Source organism: Marinobacter sp. M-5 (assembly GCF_032911545.1).
Lineage (GTDB): Bacteria > Pseudomonadota > Gammaproteobacteria > Pseudomonadales > Oleiphilaceae > Marinobacter > Marinobacter goseongensis.
On the sequence record NZ_JAWJEK010000003.1, the window covers coordinates 214,306 to 234,292 of the forward strand.

Sequence of the window (19,987 nt, forward strand, 5' to 3'; positions counted from 1 at the left end):
CATTATTATTAGCGCCGAATTAAAACCCGGCAATGTTACTTGTTCGTCGGCGAGCATCTTCCATACAGACCAAAGGTAAGCTGTCCATGTTGTCTGAAAAATGCACCCGTGCACCCCGTGTTTCCTCTTTAACTGCGTCCGCCTGGCTCACGTCCGGCCTGTTGTTGACACCGCTTCTCGCTCCCGCTGCCCAGGCCGAAACCGCCACGCTGGGCGCCATCGAAGTGACCGGCGAGCGCCTGGAAGATCCCCGGGCACCGGTCGACGGCTACCGCGCAAAAACGGCGTTGAGCGCCACCAAAACCAGCACGCCGATTGCAGAAACCCCGCAGGCCATTTCGGTCGTCACCCGTCAACAGATGGAAGATCAGGGCGTCACCAGTGTGCAGGAAGCCCTGCGTTATTCCGCCGGTGTCGGCGCTGAACAGTTCGGCCTGGACAGCCGGGGCGACTGGCAGTCCATCCGCGGTGGGGATCCGGTGATTTTCCTTGATGGCATGAAGAAGGGCTTCGGTTTCTATAACCGCCCCCGCACCGAGCCCTACACTCTGGAACGCATTGAAATCGTAAGGGGGCCTTCGTCGGTGATGTTCGGGCAGGGCAATGTCGGCGGCATCATTAACCTGGCCTCCAAACGCCCGCTCGCGGAGCAACAGAGCGAACTGAGCCTGCAGGTTGGCAACAACGGCCGCAAACAGGCCGCCATCGACACCACCGGCCCGCTCAATGCCGACGGCACCCTGCTCTATCGCCTGGTAGCGCTGGGCCGGGACAGCGACACCCAGGTCAAACAGGTGGAAGACAACCGCGTGGTCATTGCCCCGTCCATTACCTGGCGCCCGAGCGACCGCACCGACTGGACCCTGATGGCGTTGCACCAGGAGGACCGCGGTGGCTCCACCACCCAGTTCCTGCCCCACGCCGGAACCGTGAAACCGGCGCCCAATGGCCTGCCGGACATTCCCATCGACGTCTTCATGAGTGAGCCGGATTTCGACCGCTATGACACCAAGGAAGATGCGGTAACGTCCCTGTTCAGCCACCGCTTCAACGACACCTGGGCCGTTCGCCAGAACCTGCGCTACTCGGAAAGCGAAGTGACCTACCAGTCAATCTACCCGTCTTTCCCGCCCACTCTGCGGGACAACGGCGATATTTCACGGGTGGCCTACGCCAATGAACCCAACCTGAAATCGCTGACAGTGGACAACCAGGTGGAGGCGGTCTTCGGCCCCGACAACTTCACCCACACCGTCATTGCCGGGCTGGATTACCAGCGGGCCGAGAGCGACGGTCGCACCGCGTTTCTGGCGGACATCGGTGATTTGAACCTGTACAACCCGGTGTACGGTAATGACACGCGCATCACCGATGCCGATTACAGCGACATTCCGGAAAACACCGTGCGTCAGACCGGCGCGTACCTGCAGGATCAGGTGGCCATCAACGAGCGCTGGATTGCCGTGCTGGGACTGCGCTACGACAACGCCCGTAACAAGACCGAAGGCGGGGAAAGCTTTGAGGACAACGAAGTTACCACCCGCGCCGGGTTGATGTACAAGACCGGCTTCGGGCTGTCGCCTTACATCAGTTACTCCGAATCGTTCGAACCTATCAACGCGCTCGACGCCTTCAACCAGCCCTTCAAGCCGCTGGAAGGTGAACAGATCGAGCTGGGCGCCAAGTATCAGCCAAGGGGATCCGCCAGCTTCTTCACGGCAACCGTTTACGACCTGCAGGAGAAGAACCGCCGCGCGCCTGATCCGGCCAACCCCAATAATCAGATCCAGAACGGGAAAACCGAGGCCCGGGGTGTGGAACTGGAGGCCTACATGGCGCTCAATCCGGGATGGAATGTTCTGGCCAGCTACGCCTACACCGACACAGAAGTGAAAGAAGGCGCCAATGAAGGCGCACGCCTGGCCAGTATTCCCGAGCACACCGCGTCTGCCTGGAGCCAGCACGACTTCGCCATCGCCGGTATTCCGGGATTCCGTGCCGGGGCGGGCGTACGCTATGTCGGTAGCAGCTGGGACGGTGCCGATGAGCTCAAGACCCCCGCCGTAACGCTGTTTGATGCCATGATTGGCTACGGCCGGGGCAACTGGGATCTGAGCCTGAACGTTAACAACATCGAGAACGAAACCTACTTCTCCACCTGCCTGGCCCGGGGCGACTGCTTCGTTGGCACCAAGCGGACGGTGATCGGCTCTGTGACCTACAAATTCTGATACCTGCAGCGTCTCCCTTCGTATCCGATGCTAGACTGCATTCATAATGGATGTTCCGGCAGACACGAACGAAGGGAGACGGGTACATGAACCTGGCCGCTCGAATCGCAACCGCACTGACGCTCACCGGTATTGCCACTGTCAGCCACGGTGCCGCGCAAACCTTCACTTCCGACAAAGCCACGTTCCAGCTGGAAACCATCGCGGAGGGCCTTGCCCACCCGTGGGCACTGGCCTTTCTGCCGGACGGCTCGCAACTGGTTACCGAGCGTAACGGTCAACTGCGACGCATCCGCGACGGAAAACTCCAGAAAGTCCCCATCGAGGGCCTGCCCGATCTGGTGGTATCCGGCCAGGGTGGGCTGCTGGACGTCATCCTGCACCCGGATTTCGAGAACAACCAAACTCTGTTTCTCAGCTACGCCCACAAAGTCAGCCGCGAGGGTATGACCACCCGCGTCGCCCGGGCAACCCTGCAGGGAGACCGGCTTGAGGATGTGGAGGTGATTTTCGAAGCCATGCCACGGGGTGACACCAGCCGGCACTTCGCCGGCCGCATGGAGTTTGATGCCGAGGGCCGCCTCTATGTAGCCGTGGGCGACCGCGGCAAGATGGACCGGGCCCAGCTAACCGACGACGACGCCGGTGGGGTTCACCGCATTACCATTGAAGGCGACCCCGCCCCGGGCAACCCGTTCCTCGACGATTCGGCGGTAAACGATTCTTTCTTCACCTATGGCAACCGCAATATCCAGGGTATGACCATTCATCCGGAAACTGGCGAGATCTGGAGCAACGAACACGGTCCCAGAGGCGGCGACGAGATCAACATCATCCGCGCCGGCAACAACTACGGCTGGCCGACGGTGACCTACGGCATTGACTACTCCGGCGCTACCATCTCCAACAAGACCACCATGGAGGGCGTTACCGATCCCCTGCACTACTGGGATCCGTCCATCGCTCCATCCGGCATGGCGTTCTATACCGGGGAACAGTTTCCGGAATGGCAGGGCGACCTGTTCGTGGGCGCTTTGAAAATGCGCAAACTGGTGCGTTTGCGCATTGAAGACGAAAAAGTGATCGAAGAGGAGGATTTGCTGACCGACCTCGGTGAGCGCATCCGCGACGTACGGATGGGACCGGACGGCGCCTTGTGGCTGCTGACCGACTCTTCCGACGGCAAGGTCTATCGCATCAGACCCGCGAAGTAGCGGCCTGCGGGACGCTTCACCACCGGGTATCAGTTCGGGTCGTTGGTTCTTGAGGTTTTCTCGAACTGGGGAATGGCATCGGTGATCTCGAACCAGTCAGATCTGGAACCCACGTAGACGTGCTGGGCGGGTGATTTACCCAGGGGTTCGTTGATCACACCAACACGCAGGCGCAGGACACCCGGGATGGCGTCAAGGCGGCTGTAAAGATGGCTGCCACAGCGACTGCAGAACGCTCGATACTTGCCGGGGCGGGACTCGTATTCCTGTATCCGGTCCTCGCCGCTCAGAAAACGGAAGCGAACTTTCTGGACCGGAGCGCTGGCGGAAAACGCACTGCCGTGGGCGCGGCGACACTGGCTGCAATGACACAGAGCGATAGGACCCAACGGGCCTTCGTATTCAAAGGTGATGTCGCCGCAGAGACACTGGCCGGTCAGCATGATTTACCCCTTCGTTTCGCGCCGCCGTGATGGCGGGCCCGGTTGAACGGTCGCCATGATACCTGCGGCCCACTTGAAGAACCAGCACGCGGACACCACATTACAACCACAGATTTCGCACAGGAGGACATCATGTCATTCAATGCACTTCCGAAAATCGGCATGGGCACCTTTCGCCTGAAAGGCAACGACGCCAGAGACGCTGTAAAAAGTGCCTTGTCCCTCGGTTACCGTCACATTGATACCGCCCAGATGTACGAGAACGAAGCAGAGGTGGGTGACGGCATTGTGTCCAGCGGCATTCCCCGCCGCGAAGTCTTTCTGACCACCAAGATCTGGCACGACAAACTGCACGCCAGCGATCTGATCAACAGCCTCCACAGTAGCCTGGCAAGGCTGAAAACCGATCATGTGGACCTTGCCCTGATCCACTGGCCGTCGCCGGACGATCAGGTGCCCATGGCCGAATACCTTGGCGCGCTGCGAGACGCCCAGCGCGAGGGGCTGGCGGAGCACATCGGTATTTCCAACTTCACCTGCGCGCAAATGGATCAGGCCAGGGACATTCTGGGCGACGGCGCCCTGTTTACCAACCAGGTGGAGGTGCACCCGTTTCTGAGCAACCGTAAAGTGGTGGATCACGCCCGGGAGCTGGGCATTCCGGTCACCGGCTACATGCCACTGGCCGTGGGCAAAGTGATGGAAGATGAAACCCTGATCCGTATCGGCAGGGATCACAATGCGTCGCCGGCGCAGATTGCCATCGCCTGGGTTGCTGCCCGGGGTGTGGTGCCCATTCCCTCCTCAACCCGCTCCAATCACCAGAAAGCCAATCTGGACGCACTGAACATCAGTCTGAGCACCGAGGACATGGCAGCCATTGATGCCCTGAACCGGGGTGAGCGGATCGCCAATCCGGGCTTTGCACCGCACTGGGACTGAGCGCCTGCGAGCAGGCCGCCCGGCCCCTTTGTGGCAGGCCGAGCGGCCATGGGCTCAGCCCGCGTAGGTGCGGTCCAGATAGTCAAGAATGCGTGACGACTCGAACAGGCTCGCGTCGGTATTGGGATCTTCCAGGTACGGAACCTGCACTCGTTGATGCTGCTGAAAGAAGACATCCCGCTTGCCACCGGGAATCGGCCGGTAGGGTCCGGGCTTGATCCGTTGTTTGGCGGGACCGATTTCTGTCCAGTGCTCTTTGCCCAGATTGTGCAGCGTGTAGGGTATCTCCAACTCGCACAGCTTTTCCCGCACCAAGCGTGAAAAGGGGCTGCCCTCGAAGCTCCACAGGTGCAGCGGCTGCGCCGGCGCCCGGGCGGCCTCTGCCCTCAAACCGCGAAGCCCACTGGTGGCCGAGGCGATCGATCCAAGAGCGCCCTGATGGGCCCTGGCACTGTAGAAGCGCGGCACTGGCCGGCCGGCGTATTCACGGAACAGGTATTCCACAATGGCGGTCGATTCGTACAGAACCTTGCCGGTGTTGTTGTCCACCAGCAGGGGGTACTGCTGCTTACCACCCATCGCCTCGGCTTCCGGGCGGAACCGGCGACCTCCCTTCGGGCAGGGACGAATGTCCACGTCGAGATTCAACGCCGTCAGCGCCTCCCGCACCCGGCGGCAATAGGGGCAGGCTTCCATGTCGTAGAGCACCAGGGGCTTTTCCGGCTGAGCAACAGACCGGACCACCAGACATCCGCGCCAGGCGGTGAGCGAGGAGGTGGCAACCGAGCCGAGAACATTCACATTGTGAAGCAACATATTGGGCATGAAACAACCTTACTGACGATGAAACAAAGTGGCCCTCTTATTACGCAGGCCTGCGATTCTGCATGGGCTCACGGGTGCCCATCAGGTGATCAAACCAGGGTTTTGTCACGCACCAGTTGGCGTTGGGATTCGGGCCCATGTGATGATCGTAATGCCAGGGCAGATGATCACGAGCCCACTCCGGATCCAGGTGGGATTTCTTGTGCACACGGTAGTAGTTCCAGGCACAATAATACAGAGTCCCCACAAAGAATGGCGCAACCGGCATCAGGGGCGTGACCGCCGCCGCACCGGCAAACAGGGCCGCTACCTCTTTGGTCTGGGCGTTCCAGGTGAGTGGCGGTTGCCGGTAATCCTCATCCAGAAACCCGTTCTTGCGAACGCTGCGGTGGTGGTCGTGCCAGTGAAACGCCCAGAAACTGTTGCGATCCCGCCCCATATCGTGAAGCACGTGCTTGTGAAACACCCACTCAACGGCATTGGCGGTGATCAAACCCAGCGGTATTCCTATCATGGCAGCCTCCCATCTCATTGTTTTCAGGAACCATTGATGGCCATAGTTCTAGGAGACGCGTTTTGACGACCGGATTCCATGACCCCACAGCCGGTGAAAGCCGCTTAAAATTGAACGCAGAGTCATTGACAGCACCCTGATTACGTTTGGCTCACCTAACTTGCTGATTCCAAACACTACTTACATGGGGTCACAAAAGTGCTGTATAAACAATGACACTACTGGCATTTATTAACGTCATGTAGAGCTTTTCCACATAGTACACACGACGAATTTGGGCTATTGTAATGGCATAACTCATAACGGGTCCGGCCATGCGACGTTCGGCGACTTTCCACTTCCAAAAATCAGTCTCTCGTTTTCCGCTGGCAGGTGCCCTCGCCCTTGCCCTGGTGGGTAATCCGTTGTCTGCCACGGGTGATGACTCAAACACCGCCAGCGCCAAAACCTGGAGCAATCAGGTACGGGATTTCGCCTCTGAATCACTCCGCAATGACGAAGCGTTGAGTGTCGCGGCTGTTCCCCTCAATGGCCCCGGTATCGACCAGTACATCAACGCCGATGCCCTGATGAGTCCCGGCTCCATTATGAAGCTGGTCACAACCTACGCCAGCCTGGAAATTCTCGGGCCGACCCATCACTGGAATACCGACTTCTACACCGACGGTGTCCTGTCGGGCAACACCCTGGACGGGAATTTCTACGTCAAGTTCGGCGGCGACCCGAAGCTTACCATCGAGCGATTATGGAGCACCCTGCGCGAGCTTCGTGGCATGGGTGTCACCGAAATAGATGGCAACCTTGTACTCGATGGCAGGTACTTCGAAATCGCCGGCGGGCTGCCGGCCTTTGATGACAACGGCAACAACCCCTATGCGCCCTTTCTGGTGGAGCCGTCAGCCTTCCTGACCAACCTGAACCTGCTGCACTTCCAGGTTCGTGCGGACGAACGCGGCACCCAGGCCTGGAGTACGCCCGCGCTCCCGGACGTGGTGATTGATAACCGTGTCACCGCCGTTGCCGAAGGGCCCTGCCCGTCCCGCCGCGGGTTCACCTGGGAGCCGGTGTTCCATGCCGATCAGCGCGTCACCGTGCGGGTCACCGGGGAGCTGCCACAGGGCTGCCGTACCACCGCCTACTTCTCGCTGCTGCCCCATGAGCAATATTCAGCATCTCTGGTACGCTCGCTGCTGTCGGAAATGGGCATCTCGGTGTCGGGTGACAACCTCAGCGGCCAGACGCCCGAGGATGCCCGTTTGATGTTACGCACCACCTCTCCCGATCTGGTCACCATGGTGCGGGATATCAACAAGTGGAGCAGTAACGTCATGGCCCGTCAGTTACTGCTGACCCTGGGCGCCGAACATCGGGCGGAAGGCGAAAATGATGACCGCGCCGCCGGCATCCGCGTGATCTACGACTGGCTGGAGAACAAAGGCGTTAACACCGCCGGCATGGTCATCGATAACGGCGCGGGCCTGACCCGCCACGGTCGCATCACCGCTCGCCAGGGCGCCCAGATTCTGCAGCATGCGTGGAACAGCCCGTTCTCCGCCGACCTGATGGCGTCAATGCCGTTGATCGCGATGGATGGCACCATGGCGCGGCGGCTGCGCAATGTCGGTATGGATGGCCAGGGGCGAATCAAGACTGGCTATCTCGAAAATGTCCGTTCCATTGCCGGCTTCACCCGCGACGCCAGCAACACCACCTGGGCTGTCGTTGGCATTGTCAATACCGACCCGGCATGGAATGGCCAGGCCGTTCTTGATCGCGTTCTGTACTCTCTGCATCACCGTCCGCCGGTCGGCACTACCCTGTCCCGCGCCAAAGGCAACACCAACATTCAATAAGCCCGGCGCAACCGCCGGGTTCCTTTCAATTTTCTTGCCAATCCTTCATGTGCGTTACGAAACCGGGTGCTACGCTTATTCGTAGCGCGCTCCTGTGAAGTAAGTCATCTGAGTCACCCGTCGATTCTGGATCGTGGCTGTACCAGAGGGTGGCTACCGTTCGGGCAGCGCTCAGTCACTGCCCATCACTGGAAGGAGATAGTGCATGAACAAGCATACTTCGAAGGCAGGCACCGCCGGTGTCCTGTGCGCCATGATTGTGCTGGGCGGCTGCGCCAGCTCAGGCGAGCCACCCGAAAGTGAATTGCGGGCTGCTGAAACCTCGGTGCAACAGGCTGTGTCCTCGGACGCCCGGGATTACGAACCGGTGCTGCTTAACCAGGCCCAGAACAAGATCGCAGACGCGGAAGAGCTGATTGAGCGCGAGGAATATCTGGACGCGGAGCGACTTCTGGAACAGGCCGATGTGGATGCCCAACTGGCGGGCGCCCGTGCCAACACTGCCAAGGCAGAACAGGCGGTGGAAGAGATCAACCGGAATATTGATGCACTCCGCCAGCGCATCGAAGACCGCCAGTAAAGGCCGCACCGGATAAAGGAGATTGTTATGAACAAGCGCAACATGACTCTCAGTATGGCTGTGGGCTTTTCTGTCTTCATGGCCGGCTGCGCAAGCACACCGCCGGAGAATGACAAGGTGAGCGAGGCTCGCGGCATCTACGAGGAAATTCGCAACGACCCCAATGTCGCTCGCAGCGGCGACCGCCAGCTCAGGAACGCAAGAGATCAACTGGCCCGCGCCGAGAATCTTCTGGAAGAGGGTGAAGAGACCATTGCGGTGGAACACGCGGCATACCTTGCCAAGCGGCACGGCGAGATCGCCCGTGAGCAGGGCCGTCGCGCACAACTGCAGGAAGAGATTCAATCAGCCGAGGCGCGCCGCAAGGAGCTGGAACTGGAGATGAGTTCCACAGCGGCTGAACAGGCAAGGCGGGAAGCAGAAATGCTTCGTGCCCGCATGGAGGAAATGGAAGCGGAGCAGACAGACCGTGGCATGGTCCTGACCCTCGGGGACGTGCTGTTTGACCTCAACAAGGCCGACCTCAAGCCGGCCGGCGAGCAGACCATTTCGCGCCTGGCAGACTTTATGTCGGAGTATGAAGAGCGTCGCGTTCGCGTAGAAGGCTACACCGACAGCACGGGCGAAGCGTCCTACAACCAGGGACTGTCCGAGCGCAGAGCCGAAGCGGTCCGTGATGCTCTGGTGGACATGGGGATCAGCCGCAACCGGGTGGAAACGCACGGTTACGGCGAAGAATACCCGGTCGCCAGCAACGACACGTCCTCCGGGCGCCAACAGAACCGCCGTGTGGAAATCGTGATTTCCGACGAAAACGGTAACATCGAAGATCGAATGTAAAGGCTGATCACAGGCTCACGGTTCAGGACCGTGGGCCTGCCCGCCGACACGGTCGAGTCGCCGTGTACTGAGTGCCGTCAGCTTGGCTGCCACTGGCGCGATAAAGGTCACCAGCGGAAAGGCAACGGCCCATGCGACAAGAAAGGCCGCAGCCCAGCGCCCGGCAAAGCCGGCGTCGACACCGGTGTTGATAAAGGTGATGACGGCAGACATCAGCAGTGACATCATGCCAGACATATAAAAGCCGAAGACAAGCTGGCGGATACGGGCAGGTTTAACACGAGGCATGATGGCTCCTGGGAAAGCCTGCGATCACATCTGTTAACGCCGGCATATCGTAAATAAAGAAAGTACGACCTCACATACTAGTGAGCTTGCAATCTTTATTCGATACGACTTTTTACCGACCCAGGCATGCTATGAACTTCCGACACCTGACCCTTCCCAGCGTGCAGCGCATCTTCCAGTGTTCCCTCACAACACGCACTTTACTGGCGCTTCTGGTCGTTATTTTGATCGCCGGCTGCAGCTCCACCAAACTGGCTTACCGCTACGCCGACTGGGGCATCGTCTGGTGGGTGGAAGACTACGTTACCCTCACCGGCGACCAGAAGCAGCAGCTCAACCGCGATATCGAGACCCTGAGGCAATGGCACTGCCGTGCAGAACTGCCCCGCTACCGCGCCTGGCTCGACGAGCTGGAGGCGGATGTCTCCGACGGCCCACCGAGCGAGACCACCGTGACCTACCACCAGAACCAGTTATTCGATTTCTTCCCCAGCCTGCTGGAGCAGGCCACGCCGGTGGCCGTCAACTTGCTTTCGAGCCTGAGCGATGAACAGGTCCGGGAGCTTGCCGCCAATATGCAAGAGAGTCAGCAGGACATGGAGCAGGAGTTTCTTGCCGATTCCCCACAGGCTACCGCCGCAGCTCGGGCGAAACGGACCGCCGAACGGGTGGAACGGTGGCTGGGCGACCTGAATGAAGAACAGCACAACATCGTGCGGGACTGGTCCGCCAGCCGGGGAGCACAAACCGAGATCTGGCTGCAGGGCCGCCGGAACTGGCAACTCGCGCTGCTGGACTTGCTGGAGGATCGGTCTGAACCGACATTTCCACAGCAACTGGAAGTACTGATTCTGAATTCAGAGGAGGTACGGGGCGAGGCCTACCAAACCATGATGCGTGAGAGCCGTGTCGCCATGGCAGACCTGATGCATGAGCTGATCCAGGCCGGCGACCGCACGACCCTTGCTCACCTGCAGGGCCGCGCAGAGGAACTGAACGGCGACTTCGAAATCCTGAGCTGTGCGCCGGAACCCGAAGTCGCCGGAAGCTGACCGGTTAAATGGTCAGATAACCGCCGTCAGCGTTGATGCACGCACCGGTGGTGTAGCTGGATGCGCCGGACGCCAGATACAGCACGGTACCGGCCATTTCACTGGGATCGGCCACCCGCTTCATGGGAATATGGGCCATGGCCTGCTTCTTGATGGCGTCGTTGGTGGTCAGGGCGCTGGCGAATTTGGTGTCGGTCAGGCCGGGCAGCAACGCATTGACGCGGATTTTCTGCTGCCCCAACTCCATCGCGAACGACTTGGTCATGGAAATCACGGCGGCCTTGGTCACTGAGTAGATCCCCTGGAAATGGCCCGGGTTAACGCCATTGACCGACGCCACGTTAACGATGGAACCCCCGCCGTTTTTCTTCATCAGTTGCGCGCCACGGGCACACATGAAGAAATAGCCGCGAATGTTGACGTCCACGGTTTTGTGGAAAGCCCCAATATCGGTGTCTTCTACCGGGCCGAAATAGGGGTTAGCGGCAGCGTTATTGACGAGAACGTCCAGCTTGCCATGGGCTTTCTCGATGTGTGCCCAGATCTCTTCAATCTGATCCATCTCACCGATGTGGCAAGCATAGGCTTCGGCACTGCCACCGGCCGCGCGGATACTGCTGGCGACGGCTTCACAGCCGTCAATCTTGCGGCTGCTGCAGATGACGTGGGCGCCGTATGCCGCCAGGGTGCGGGCAATGCTTTCGCCAATGCCGCGGCTGGCACCGGTAATCAGCGCCACTTTGCCGCTCAGGTCAAACAGGTCTTGGTTGCTCATAGTCACCTCAATACGTTATCGGAAGGTCACCAGGGCGGGGTCTTCCGCTTCCAGGTGGCTGTAGTTGTTGAACACCGCCAGATTGCGACGAGGACCGGAGTGCAGAACCCGGGACACGCTGGTATTGGCGATGACGTTGTTCATCTCCAGCGCTTTCTGGTCGCTCAGTTCAAGCAGGTGCTGGGCAATCACCGCGATGGGGCCGCCGGACGTGGAGACCAGCGTATCGCCACCATCGGCGTATTCGATCAGCGCGTCCAGGGCGGCAATCACCCGCGCACGGAACGCCGGCCAGGTTTCGGTGTAATCGCTGTCAAACTCACCGCCGACCCATCGCGCCATGGCTTTCTCGAAGGCCTGCTGGAACGCCCGCGCCGGTTTCGGGAACGCCGCCAGGTCTGAAGCCATGCGCTGGCGGTCCGCCCACTCCGGGCGAAGACGCTCAACCACCTGCATGTGATCGAACTCGTTCAGACCCTCAACAGCCTGCATATCGGGCAGCGCGTCACCGAAACCGCTGGCGATGGCCTCTACCGTTTCCCGGTGGCGCTCCATGTTGCCGCCAAACACTGCATTGGGCTGTACCTTGCCTGCCAGCCAGCGGCCCAGCACCCGCCCCTGCTCCCATCCGCGGGGCGAAAGCTGGTCGTAATTCTCCTTACCGAAACTGGCCTGGCCGTGACGAATCAGATAAATCGTCGCCATTAAAGAGAGCTCTCTGTGATCAGACGCTGGCAGCGTTTTTCCAGGTAATTGACGGCGTGACCGAACGCGGCAAAGCGCTTGTCTTTGGTCTGGCCGTGAAAGAAGCGGTAATAGATCTGCTGGACGATCACCGCGAGACGGAACAGGCCGTAGATCTCATAGAAGTCGAAGTTGTCGACCCGGAAGCCGGACTTGTCCATGTAGTACTCCACCACCTCCTTGCGGGTCAGCATGCCTGGCCGGTGGGTGGGTTGGCGCCGCAGCATCTGGAACGGGCCATCGTCGTCCGCCTCGATCCAGTAGGCCAGGCTGTTACCCAGATCCATCAACGGGTCACCAATGGTGGCCATTTCCCAATCCAGTACGCCGATCACTTCAAACGGGTTGTCCGGGTTCAGCACCACGTTGTCGAAACGGAAGTCGTTGTGGATGACCACCTGGGCGATATCTTGCGGCATCTTGTCATTGAGCCAGCTCATCACCGCTTCGAAATCCCCGACATCGTCGGTGCGGGCCTTGCGGAAGCGGTCGCTCCAGCCGACGATCTGGCGCTGGACATAACCGGCGCCCTTGCCAAGCTTGTCGAGGCCCGCCGCGGCGGCGTCCACGGTGTGCAGGTCAACCAGTTTGTCGATCACGTTCAGACAAAGCTTGCGAGTGTCTGCCTCACTGAGCTCGAAATCCTTGGGGAAATCCTGGCGCAGAATAATGCCCTTGAGCCGTTCCATCACGTAGAAATCGCAGCCCAGCACAGCGTGGTCATCACAGATGGCGATGATGTCGGGCACATATGGGTAGACCGGCTTCAGCGCTCGCATCACCTTGGCTTCGCGGAGCATGTCGTGGGCGGACTTGGCGATCTTGCCAAACGGCGGCCGCCGCAGCACAAAGGAACGGTCACCGTAATCCACCTGATAGGTCAGGTTGGAGGCGCCACCGGGGTACTGGCGGATAGCGGGCTCACCCTGCAGATCCGGAATGGCCTGCTTCATGAAGCGGTCAACAACGCTGGCGTCCAGTTCCTCGCCTTCGCGAATGTCCACGGCCTGGTCAATCTGGGTCATTCAGGATTCTCCTGTCAGCTTTTCAATCTCGGTCAGCGGCAGCACGATCAGGCTTTTCCGCCACCCATCTTGTTCATCCAGCGCTTGCTTTCCTGGTGCATCAGCCAGTCAAAGGCCCAGGGCGCGTGGCGTTTAACCATCCACATGCGACGTTCCTTGGCGTGGGGCAGCACCCAGAAATTCTTGTCTTTAACGGCGCGAAAAATATCCTCGGCAACATCTTCAGCCGTGATCGTGGAGCGCTTCATCAGCTTGTTCACGTTCTGCTGAATGCCGGGGATATCTGAGCGCATGCTGCTGGTCAGATTGGTCTGGAAGAATGCCGGGCACACACAGCTCACATGAATCCCGGCGTCCCGCAGCTCCTGGCTCAGGGTCTCGGACAAAGCGATGACGCCAGCCTTGGTCACATTGTAGCTGTCCATCAACGGCGCCAGCATCAGCCCCGCCATCGACGCCACGTTCACAAACGCGCCGGAACCCTGCTGCTTGAACTGGGGCGTGAACGCCTTGCAGCCACGCACCACGCCCAGCACGTTGATATCGAGGATCCATTCCCAGTCCGCCATGGTGGTGTCTTCAATCGACCCCGCCGATGCCACGCCGGCGTTATTCACGACCACATCGACACCGCCCCACTTCTTGACCAGATCATCCCGGACTTTCTCGAAATCGGTCAGCCTGCGGACATCACACTCCACAAAGTAGCCTTCGCCGCCAGCCGCGTTTATCTCTTTCTCAACGCCAACGCCCTGCTCCGGGTTAATGTCGCCGATGCAGACCTTGGCGCCTTCTTTGGCGTAACGCAGTGCGATGGCACGGCCCAGCCCGCTCGCGCCACCCGTGATAAATACTCTTTGTGTCATGGTGATTCCCGTTGTATTGGATGTTTAGTCAGCTTAACTCGGAGGTATACGAGAGTGGGCGGGGCTGGCCTTCTGAAACTGTGCGGAGCCATGGATGGCGAAGCCAAGCGTACATGGACGTATTCACAGCGTGTTTCAGAAGGCCAGCGCCGCCCGCTCTGCCACCGAACTATCAGTTCTTATACTTTCTCAATTCGAGCCTGGCCACCATCGCCCGGTGTACCTCGTCAGGCCCGTCAGCCAGGCGTAACACACGAGCATAGGCGAACAACTGCGTCAGCGGGAAGTCGTCATCACTGACCCCGGCCCCACCGTGAATCTGAATGGCCTGATCCACAATCGTTTGCAGCATGGACGGAATCACCGCCTTGATCATGGAGACTTCCTGAAGCGCCCCCATGATACCCTTGGTATCCAGTGCCCAAGCGCATTTCAGAGTCAGCAGGCGGGCCTGCTCAATAGCCATACGGGCATTGGCGATGATATCCGGATTGCCGCCCAGCTTGGCGATTGGCCGCCCGAAGGCCTCACGAGTAGTGGCCCGCTTGATCAGCAACTCCAGTGTGCGCTCTGCCGCACCGATGGCCCGCATGCAATGGTGCACGCGGCCGGGCCCCAGGCGTCCCTGGGCGATCTCAAAACCACGGCCGGGGCCGGCGATGAAGGCGCTCTTCGGCAGGCGCACGTTTTCGAACGCGACAACGCCGTGGCCATAGGGCTCATCGTAGGCACCAAACACCGGCAACATGCGTTCGATGTTCACTCCCGGGGTATCCAGCGGCACCAGCACCATGGAATGGCGGCGGTGCTTGTGGGCATCCGGGTCGGTCAGCCCCATGAAGATCGCGACTTTGCAGTCGGGGTGGCCGGTGCCCGTGCTCCACCATTTGCGGCCATTGAGCACGACTTCGTCGCCCTCCACCACCGCGGTGGCTTCCATATTCGTGGCGTCAGACGAGGCCACGGCCGGCTCGGTCATACAGAATGCGGAACGGATCTCGCCGCTTTGCAGGCGCGGCAGCCACTCAGCTTTCTGTTCCTCGGAACCGTAGTGGATCAGTACTTCCATATTGCCGGTGTCCGGCGCGTTGCAGTTGAAGATTTCCGGCGCGATGAAGCTGCGCCCGGTTTCCTCGGCAATCAGGGCGTAGTCGGAGTTGAGCAGGCCACAGCCATTTTTCTCGTCCGGGAAGAACATGTTCCACAAGCCCTGGGCTTTGGCCTTTGCCTTCAGTTCCTTGATCACCGGCAACACAACCCAGCGGTTATCCAGGGCTGCCAGTTCCCGGTGGTACTGTTCCTCAATCGGGAAAATCTCATCCTTCATGAACTGCTTCACGCGGTTGAGATAATCCTGACCTTTCTCGGAAATGTTGAAATCCATAACCCTGCCCTCGTCGTTTTTGCACCGATGCGCGTCACCGGTCATTTGCCATTGACCCAGTCTAGGGGCCACATCACTATTACGCGACTGAATTATTCTTATCGTTTATCATAAGCAGTACTTATTCAAGCAGCGGAACCTTCGGCATGGCACTGAACCGGCTGGACCTTAATCTCCTGAACGTTTTTGACACCATCTATCGGGAGGGTAGCCTGACACGGGCAGCGCGGGCATTGCACCTGACGCAGCCTGCCGTCAGCCACTCCTTGTCACGCTTGCGGGATCATTTTGACGACCCACTGTTCACTCGTCAGGGCAACCAGATGATTCCCACGCCCCTGGCGCGGCGCTTTCTGGAGTCCATGCGCCCGGGCCTGACGCAGATCCAGAGCGCGGTTAATCAGTTTCACGCCTTCGACCCTGCCAGCCAGCGCAAAACGTACTCTCTCGCGCTACGGGATATCCTGGAATCAACCTTCCTGCCGCAACTGATGCAGCGGCTGGCCGACTATCCGGAACTGGAAATTGTCAGCCAGCGCATACCGAGGCGGGATATGGAAACCCAACTGGCCGCAGGGAAACTGGATTTTGCGGTGGATGTGCTGTTACCCGTGAGTAACCAGACCGCCCACGAACGCCTTCGCAAGGATCGGCTGGTGGTTCTGGCACGAAAGGATCATCCGTTGGCGGAGGAGGCGATGACTATGGAGCGGTACATTGCCGCCCGCCATGTGCTGGTATCGTCACGCGCGGAGGGGCCGGGCATCGAGGATTTTGAGCTGTCCCGGCTGGGTGTTCAGCGTCACATACGCCTGCGCTGCCAGCATTATTACGCGGCCTGCCGCGTGGTTGAGAGCACAGATCTGCTGTTAACCATGCCCGAGACCTATGCGCGCATCATTGCGGAGCGGGCCAACATCCGCATTCTGACGCCACCGGCGGACTTGCCGGATCTGGACGTGCATCTTTACTGGCACAAGGCCTACGAGCGGGAGCCTGCACTGATCTGGTTCCGTGAGCAGCTGAGCCAGATCGCGTAGGCGATGACTCAGTAGGCGCCGACCAGAGCCAGAAACCCGAGGAAACCGGCAGCGGTGATGCCCAGGGACAGGGCCACAATACCAAAGCCCCACCAGATAGCCGCGCCACCGGACACCGTAACATCCTGCCCCTGAAGCGTTCGGTAGAAAGCAAAAGGCCCAAGCACGAACGCCCCCACCACCGCGAAGATCATGCCGACACTGATACCGGCGAATGTCCAGGTGGCCAGCACGGTGGCCCGGTCAGATGTACCCTCATTCACGCCCTGACGCAGCAGAAACTGCTTACAGAAAAACCAGATCAGACCAAACAGGACGATAACAAAGACAAGTCCGCCAACGACGGTGATTACACGATAGAGCAAGATGAGACCTCGATGTCAGTCAATCCGGAAAATAAGGTTCTGGAAGGGCTTCGAATGCCGGGCGGGCAAACAGATACCCCTGAAACAGCGCAATACCCTGAGACCGCAGCCAGGCGTATTCGTTCTCGGTTTCCACACCTTCCGCAATGATTCTACCACCGAGCATGCTCATCATGGTGATGATGCCGGCCACGACAGCCTGTTTATTCGGTTCGCGATCAACGTCACGCACCAGGGCCATATCCAGTTTCAACAGATCCGGGGGACTGGCCATCATGATGTTGTATCGGGAGTAGCCGGCACCGAAGTCGTCAATGGCCGTGCTGAACCCCATCTTCTTGTACGCCGCGATGATGGAGGCGAGATGCTCGACCGAGACCAGTTCCTCGTCCTCGATCACTTCAAATATGATCTTGGAGGTGTCGAAGTTGTAGGTTTCTGCCGCAGCCAGCGTGGTCCTGATGCAATACTCCGCCTGATAGACCGCATTGGGCATGAAATTGATACTGAGCTTCGGCTCCATGCCGAGCTTGGCCGCCAGCTTGACCGCTTTGACGCGGCAAATCTGATCAAACGAATAGCGGTTCTGCTCATTGACCCGTTGCAGTACGCTCAGAGCTCCCTCGCCCTGGCGCCCCCGCACCAGCGCCTCATAGGCAAAGACCGCTCTGGTGGTGACATCCACAATGGGCTGGAAGGCGAACGAGAAGGAGAAGTCCAACCCTTCGCCGCACGCACATTGCTCACAATGGGACTCATCAAACAGGACGGCTGGCTGATTCACTGACACTCCTCCGTTACCCATAGTCGGGCAAACTGCATTTGGAAACGCTACCCCGTTTTCACTATAGCTGCGCAGCTCGTCCCGGTAAAAGATCGATGACGTAAAGCTCTGGCATCCGCAACCCACATGACTACACTGACACATACAGTGCACGACGATGATCACGCCAACAGGAGTTTTTGAATGGCTCAGAAATCGCGAATCGCAGTCACCCCCGGGGACGGTATCGGCCCGGAAGTGGTCGCCGAGGCAGTGCGCTGCCTGGAAACCCTTCGGGCCAGGCACAACCTCGCCCTGGAGTGGACACGCTTTCCCTGGCCCTCCCACGCCTGGCATGAAGAACATGGCGAGTCCATGCCGGAAGATGCGCTGGACCAGCTCAAGGCGTTCGATGCCATCCTTCTCGGCGCCCTCGGCGATCCGGGGCCGCTGGATGACCCGCAACGCTACCTGCTGCCGGACAGCATCTCGCTTGCACCGCTGCTGGACATGCGCAAGGGTTTTGATCAGTGGGTCTGCGAGCGACCCGCGCGCTTGCTGCCTGGCGCACGGCAGTATCTCGCCGATAAGCGCGCCAAAGACATCGACATGCTGGTCATTCGCGAAAACAGTGAGGGCGAATACGTCAGCCAGGGTGGTCGCCTGCGCAAAGGCACGCCGGACGAAGTCGCAACGCAGATGGAGGTGTTTACCCGCCGCGCCACCGACCGCATTATCCGTTATGGCTTCGAGCAGGCGCGCCAGCGTGCCGGGGAGCGCTCACAGCAGGACCGCCCTCGCCAGTTCCGGACCCTCGACGGCCGCACCTGCAACAGCCAGGTGTGCCTGGTCACCAAGCGCAATGCGCTGCGTTACTGGGGGGACATGTACAGCGAGGCGTTTGAGCAGATCAGTCGGGAATATCCGGACGTGGCCACCCACCACGAACTGGTGGATGCGGCCTGCATGAAGTTTGTGCAAAGCCCCTGGGCTTTTGATGTGGTGGTGGCCAGCAACCTGCACGGCGACATCCTGACCGACCTGGCGGCAGTGCTGTCCGGTGGGATGGGCGTTGCACCCTCATGCAACCTGAACCCGACCGATCCGGACATGCCCTCGATGTTCGAGCCCACCCACGGCAGCGCGCCGGATATTGCCGGCCAGGGTCTGGCGGATCCCACCGCCATGCTGTTCACCACCGCCCGTATGCTGGACTGGCTGGGCCGCAGGGACCCGGCCGTGGACGCCGCTGGCAAGGCACTGTTTGAAGCGGTGGCCGCCGATCTGGCAGAGAATGCCGGCGCCCAGCGAGGAACCCGTGAGATCGGCGACGCAATCTGCCGTCGCCTGGCCTGACCCACATACCCCCGGGCCAGGTGGCACGGGGACTATTCAGACATCACAAATTCCAGTCGCCCGGGGGCGACCCGCACATCCATCGGTACCATGCCGAACATCCGCTGGGCGAAATCCGTCTCGTCGAGACGGTACACCGGCATGGTCTCCAGCATTTGCGCCACCGCCCGCATCACCGTGTCGGTGACCGGCTTGAGATCACCCTTGAAGAACGGCGAGTCGATGCTGCTATCCAGCAGCTGCAGGCGACGAATGTATACGGCCTTTTCCTTGGCGTCATAGACCGGCGCACCCTCGACTTTCAGGGAAATATCGACCGGGAGCCTGGTCATCAGCGCATTGAGTGCCACCTGCCCGCCAAGGTCGATCACAGCAACGTCACGACCGTCCGGTCCGAGAGTGATATCCGCATTACTGAGACTGAGGCTCAGAGGTGAACCGCTCTGCAACTGATCCCGGTCAAAGGTAGCCACAGCATCCTGAAGGTGCCGTTCCAGCTCACCCTCCGAGATGGAATACGGGGACAATGTGGCACAGCCACTGATCAGGGTGACGGCCAGTATCATCAAGGCCGATAAAACAGAGGACCGCTTGGCGAACATGCACATTTCTCCGGAGTGAACACGAATTCAAGAGGGGTAGACTATGCCATCCCGACGATCGGGAAGGTTAAGGATTTGTCAGGAAGCCCCTAACTGTTTTCCGCACAGGCTTCCACGTGAGGTGTCAGGTCATCGTCCATCCACACCTTCAACAAAATAGGCTGACAGCAGACCTGGCAATCTTCCACGTATTCCTGTTCCGCCTGTACTGAGGGATCGACGCTGATATCCAGCATCTCCCAGCAGTACGGGCATTGAATCAGAACCGAGTCCAGGGCTGACATG

At 59.7% G+C, this 19,987-nt stretch carries 22 protein-coding genes; 9 read left to right on the forward strand and 13 right to left on the reverse strand.

The features are described from left to right. Window positions 1–86: 86 nt before the first annotated feature. Window positions 87–2,231 carry a TonB-dependent siderophore receptor gene (locus tag R0125_RS14110; RefSeq protein ID WP_317238612.1) on the forward strand — a complete coding sequence of 715 codons (2,145 nt, stop codon included), beginning with the start codon at window positions 87–89 and terminating at the stop codon, window positions 2,229–2,231. 86 nt (window positions 2,232–2,317) lie between these two features. Continuing rightward, window positions 2,318–3,445, forward strand: a complete 1,128-nt coding sequence (locus R0125_RS14115; protein ID WP_317238613.1) for a PQQ-dependent sugar dehydrogenase — start codon at window positions 2,318–2,320, stop codon at window positions 3,443–3,445. A 29-nt stretch (window positions 3,446–3,474) separates the two neighbouring features. Here the strand turns inward: R0125_RS14115 and R0125_RS14120 are convergent, their stop codons facing one another. Beyond that, window positions 3,475–3,888, reverse strand: a complete 414-nt coding sequence (locus R0125_RS14120) for a GFA family protein (RefSeq protein ID WP_248182545.1) — start codon at window positions 3,886–3,888, stop codon at window positions 3,475–3,477. Window positions 3,889–4,020: 132 nt separating this feature from the next. Here R0125_RS14120 and dkgB point away from each other — a divergent pair, with 132 nt between their 5' ends. Further along, window positions 4,021–4,830 (forward strand): 2,5-didehydrogluconate reductase DkgB, encoded by an 810-nt coding sequence (gene dkgB, locus R0125_RS14125; protein WP_317238614.1) that lies wholly within the window; start codon window positions 4,021–4,023, stop codon window positions 4,828–4,830. 54 nt (window positions 4,831–4,884) lie between these two features. On the opposite strand, the gene R0125_RS14130 is transcribed toward dkgB, so the two are convergent. Together R0125_RS14130 and R0125_RS14135 are read right to left on the reverse strand one after the other, a co-directional pair. Further along, window positions 4,885–5,655, reverse strand: a complete 771-nt coding sequence (locus tag R0125_RS14130) for a glutathione S-transferase N-terminal domain-containing protein (protein ID WP_317238615.1) — start codon at window positions 5,653–5,655, stop codon at window positions 4,885–4,887. A gap of 40 nt (window positions 5,656–5,695) precedes the next feature. Continuing rightward, the gene (locus tag R0125_RS14135; RefSeq protein ID WP_248182538.1) at window positions 5,696–6,169 is read right to left on the reverse strand and encodes a sterol desaturase family protein; all 474 of its coding nucleotides are present in this window, start codon (window positions 6,167–6,169) and stop codon (window positions 5,696–5,698) included. A gap of 314 nt (window positions 6,170–6,483) precedes the next feature. On the opposite strand from R0125_RS14135, the gene dacB reads away from it, so the two are divergent. The 3 genes from dacB to R0125_RS14150 all read left to right on the forward strand — a co-directional run bounded on the left by dacB (window position 6,484) and on the right by R0125_RS14150 (window position 9,442). Continuing rightward, the gene (dacB, locus tag R0125_RS14140; protein WP_317238616.1) at window positions 6,484–8,022 is read left to right on the forward strand and encodes a D-alanyl-D-alanine carboxypeptidase/D-alanyl-D-alanine-endopeptidase; all 1,539 of its coding nucleotides are present in this window, start codon (window positions 6,484–6,486) and stop codon (window positions 8,020–8,022) included. Between the two features lie 205 nt (window positions 8,023–8,227). After that, window positions 8,228–8,602, forward strand: a complete 375-nt coding sequence (locus R0125_RS14145; RefSeq protein WP_317238617.1) for a DUF4398 domain-containing protein — start codon at window positions 8,228–8,230, stop codon at window positions 8,600–8,602. A 27-nt stretch (window positions 8,603–8,629) separates the two neighbouring features. Further along, complete coding sequence (locus R0125_RS14150) at window positions 8,630–9,442, forward strand: OmpA family protein (RefSeq protein WP_317238618.1); 813 nt, start codon at window positions 8,630–8,632, stop codon at window positions 9,440–9,442. A gap of 15 nt (window positions 9,443–9,457) precedes the next feature. Here R0125_RS14150 and R0125_RS14155 read toward each other — a convergent pair whose 3' ends face one another. Beyond that, window positions 9,458–9,730 (reverse strand): DUF2798 domain-containing protein, encoded by a 273-nt coding sequence (locus R0125_RS14155; RefSeq protein ID WP_248182531.1) that lies wholly within the window; start codon window positions 9,728–9,730, stop codon window positions 9,458–9,460. Window positions 9,731–9,861: 131 nt separating this feature from the next. Between R0125_RS14155 and R0125_RS14160 the strand changes: the two genes are divergently transcribed. After that, window positions 9,862–10,782, forward strand: a complete 921-nt coding sequence (locus tag R0125_RS14160; RefSeq protein WP_317238619.1) for a DUF6279 family lipoprotein — start codon at window positions 9,862–9,864, stop codon at window positions 10,780–10,782. Between the two features lie 4 nt (window positions 10,783–10,786). Here R0125_RS14160 and R0125_RS14165 read toward each other — a convergent pair whose 3' ends face one another. From R0125_RS14165 to R0125_RS14185, 5 genes are all read right to left on the reverse strand, one after another. Beyond that, entirely contained in the window at window positions 10,787–11,557 is a 771-nt protein-coding gene (locus tag R0125_RS14165; RefSeq protein WP_248182529.1) for an SDR family oxidoreductase, read from the reverse strand. 15 nt (window positions 11,558–11,572) lie between these two features. Next, window positions 11,573–12,262, reverse strand: a complete 690-nt coding sequence (locus R0125_RS14170; protein ID WP_248182528.1) for a histidine phosphatase family protein — start codon at window positions 12,260–12,262, stop codon at window positions 11,573–11,575. Continuing rightward, the gene (locus R0125_RS14175) at window positions 12,262–13,326 is read right to left on the reverse strand and encodes a phosphotransferase family protein (RefSeq protein WP_317238620.1); all 1,065 of its coding nucleotides are present in this window, start codon (window positions 13,324–13,326) and stop codon (window positions 12,262–12,264) included. Before R0125_RS14175 ends, R0125_RS14170 begins: the two co-directional genes overlap by 1 nt. A 47-nt stretch (window positions 13,327–13,373) precedes the next feature. Next, window positions 13,374–14,192 (reverse strand): SDR family oxidoreductase, encoded by an 819-nt coding sequence (locus R0125_RS14180; protein WP_248182526.1) that lies wholly within the window; start codon window positions 14,190–14,192, stop codon window positions 13,374–13,376. Between the two features lie 172 nt (window positions 14,193–14,364). Continuing rightward, window positions 14,365–15,576: an acyl-CoA dehydrogenase family protein gene (locus tag R0125_RS14185; RefSeq protein WP_317238621.1), complete on the reverse strand. Its 1,212-nt coding sequence runs from the start codon at window positions 15,574–15,576 to the stop codon at window positions 14,365–14,367. A gap of 146 nt (window positions 15,577–15,722) precedes the next feature. On the opposite strand from R0125_RS14185, the gene R0125_RS14190 reads away from it, so the two are divergent. Continuing rightward, complete coding sequence (locus R0125_RS14190; RefSeq protein WP_248182522.1) at window positions 15,723–16,616, forward strand: LysR family transcriptional regulator; 894 nt, start codon at window positions 15,723–15,725, stop codon at window positions 16,614–16,616. An 8-nt stretch (window positions 16,617–16,624) separates the two neighbouring features. Here R0125_RS14190 and R0125_RS14195 read toward each other — a convergent pair whose 3' ends face one another. Next, window positions 16,625–16,981, reverse strand: coding sequence for a hypothetical protein (locus R0125_RS14195; protein ID WP_248182519.1), 357 nt, complete (start codon window positions 16,979–16,981; stop codon window positions 16,625–16,627). Window positions 16,982–17,000: 19 nt separating this feature from the next. Next, a complete protein-coding gene (locus tag R0125_RS14200; protein ID WP_317238622.1) occupies window positions 17,001–17,765 on the reverse strand; it encodes an EAL domain-containing protein in 765 nt (254 codons plus the stop codon). 183 nt (window positions 17,766–17,948) lie between these two features. On the opposite strand from R0125_RS14200, the gene R0125_RS14205 reads away from it, so the two are divergent. Next, the gene (locus tag R0125_RS14205) at window positions 17,949–19,100 is read left to right on the forward strand and encodes an isocitrate/isopropylmalate dehydrogenase family protein (RefSeq protein WP_317238623.1); all 1,152 of its coding nucleotides are present in this window, start codon (window positions 17,949–17,951) and stop codon (window positions 19,098–19,100) included. Window positions 19,101–19,132: 32 nt separating this feature from the next. Here R0125_RS14205 and R0125_RS14210 read toward each other — a convergent pair whose 3' ends face one another. Further along, on the reverse strand, window positions 19,133–19,702 hold the full coding sequence (locus R0125_RS14210; RefSeq protein ID WP_248182513.1) for a DUF1439 domain-containing protein: 570 nt from the start codon (window positions 19,700–19,702) through the stop codon (window positions 19,133–19,135). 89 nt (window positions 19,703–19,791) lie between these two features. Further along, window positions 19,792–19,986, reverse strand: a complete 195-nt coding sequence (locus R0125_RS14215; RefSeq protein WP_248182512.1) for a CPXCG motif-containing cysteine-rich protein — start codon at window positions 19,984–19,986, stop codon at window positions 19,792–19,794. Window position 19,987: the final 1 nt, after the last annotated feature.